Origin of the sequence: Burkholderia dolosa, from assembly GCF_902499135.1 — a bacterium.
Classification (GTDB): Bacteria; Pseudomonadota; Gammaproteobacteria; order Burkholderiales; family Burkholderiaceae; genus Burkholderia; species Burkholderia dolosa.
Genome location: NZ_CABVPR010000135.1, coordinates 1 through 2,226, shown reverse-complemented (window position 1 = coordinate 2,226; position 2,226 = coordinate 1). Strand labels below are relative to the sequence as shown.

Sequence of the window (2,226 nt, the reverse complement as noted above, 5' to 3'; positions counted from 1 at the left end):
ACGAGCGTCGGCCGGCCGCGCGCGGGCGCCGGCCACGCCGGCGCGGGCGACGCCGCGCGGCTGTCGAGCAGCCGGCCGATCTGGTCGATCTTCGCGAGCAGCGGCTGCGGCGACGCATCGGTCGCGGTGCCGAGCGCGAGCGTCGGCGTGTCGACCGCATCGAGCGCACCCGCGCCCATCGCCTCGTACACCGACGACGTGTTCGCGCTGACGCTCGCCGTCACGATCAGGATCGCGCACGGCGCGCGCGCCATGATCCGGCGCGTCGCGGCCACGCCGTCGAGCTTCGGCATCACGAGATCCATCAGCACGAGGTCCGGCGGATGCGCGACGCAGAAATCCACCGCCTCGTCGCCGTCGGTCGCCACCCACAGCACGCGATGATCGGGCCGCAGCGCGATCACGCGGCGCAGCGCCTCCACCGCGAGCGGCAGATCGTTGACGATGCCGATGTTCATCCGCGCGCGTCTCCGATCAGGTCGTGCACGGCGTCGAGCAGCGCCTCGTCGTGGAAGCTGCTCTTCGCGAGGTAGTAGTCGGCGCCGGCATCGAGGCCGCGGCGACGATCCTCGTCGCGATCCTTGTACGACACGATCATCACCGGCACGCGCCTGAGCAGCGGGTCGTTCTTGATCAGCGTGACGAGCTCGATGCCGTCCATCCGCGGCATGTCGACGTCGGTGACGACGAGATCGAACGCGTCGCTGCGCACCGCATTCCAGCCGTCCATGCCGTCGACCGCGACGGTCACGTCGTAGCCGCGCTTTTCCAGCAGCTTGCGTTCGAGCTCGCGCACGGTCAGCGAATCGTCGACGACGAGCACGCGGCGGCACCGATCGGCGAGCGCGCGCCGCGGGTCGCGCGCGAGCTTCGCGAGCTGCCCGCCGCGCACGAGCTTGTCGACCGAGCGGATCAGATCCTCGACGTCGACGATCAGCACCGGATCGCCGTTCTCGAGCAGCGCGCCGGCCGCGATGTTCCGGATCTTCTGCAGACGCGCGTCGAGCGGCTGCACGACGAGCATCCGCTCGCCGAGAAAGCGGTCGACCGCGACGCCGTACAGTTCGGGCTCGCCGCCGACGACCACGACCGCCGTGCGCGTACGCGCCGCGTCCGGCTCGCCGGCGTCGAGCAGCTGATGCGCGGCGACGAGCCCGACGCGCCGGCCGTCGAACGGAAAGTGCGGCTGCCCTTCGAGCACGTCGATGTCGTCGTGCGCGAGTTCGAGCGTGCGACGCACGTGTGCGAGCGGAAACGCATACGGCTCGCCGCCGACTTCGACGAGCAGGCTGCGGATCACCGACAGCGTGAGCGGCAGCTGCAGCACGAAGCGCATGCCGGCGCCCGGCTCGTTGAAGATGCGCACCGCGCCGCGCACGCCGCGCACCATCTCTTGCACCGCGTCGAGGCCGACGCCGCGCCCCGACACGTCGGTCACCGCATCGCGCATCGAAAAGCCCGGCAGCAGCAGGAATTCGAGCAGTTCGGGATCGGACAGCCGCGCGGCCGTGTCGTCGTCGGTCAGCCGCTGCCGGACGACCGCTGCGCGCAGCGCATCCATGTCGACGCCCGGGCCGTCGTCGATCACGCTGACGAGCAGCGAGCCGGCGCTGTGACGCGCTTCGAGCGTCACGTGCGCTTCGGCCGGCTTGCCGCGCGCGCGCCGCACGTCGGGCGGCTCGACGCCGTGATCGATCGCGTTGCGCAGCAGATGGCCGAGCGGCGCGTCGAGCAGGTCGAGGATGTCGCGATCGACCTGCGTGCCTTCGCCGACGATCGCGAAGCGCACCTGCTTGCCGAGCGAGCGCGCGAGGTCGCGGACGATGCGCGGATACGCGCGCGTCGCATCGCCGAACGGCCGCATCCGGCACTGCAGCGCCTCGTCGTACAGCTGCTCGGCGATATGCGTGCTGCGCCGCTCGAAGCGGTCGAACTCATCGATGCGTTCGGCAAACGAGCGCTGCAGGTCGTTCAGCATGTGCCGCACTTCGTTCATCGACGCGAGCACGCGTGCGTCGAGATCGTCCGCGTACTGCTCGTACAGCATGTCGAGCGCGTGCGCGGCGTCGTGCTGCGCGCGCTTCACGCGCAGCATCGACTCCGCGAACGGCTTCAGCCAGCGCGACTCGACGAGCGATTCGCCGGACAGGCTCAGCAGCCGGTTCAGCGTATCGGCGCGCACGCGGCGCATCGCGGCTGCGCCGGCCGCGCGGCCCGCGTGGGCGG

General features: G+C 71.1%; 2 protein-coding genes. Both read right to left on the bottom strand.

All coding sequences use genetic code 11. The annotated features are described in order from the left end of the window. A partial coding sequence (locus BUB20358_RS27805; protein ID WP_174905179.1) for a response regulator occupies positions 1–458 on the bottom strand: 458 nt, incomplete at its 3' end. Continuing rightward, on the bottom strand, positions 455–2,226 hold a 1,772-nt coding region (locus BUB20358_RS27800), incomplete at its 5' end, for a hybrid sensor histidine kinase/response regulator (RefSeq protein WP_174905178.1). The genes BUB20358_RS27800 and BUB20358_RS27805, both read right to left, overlap by 4 nt.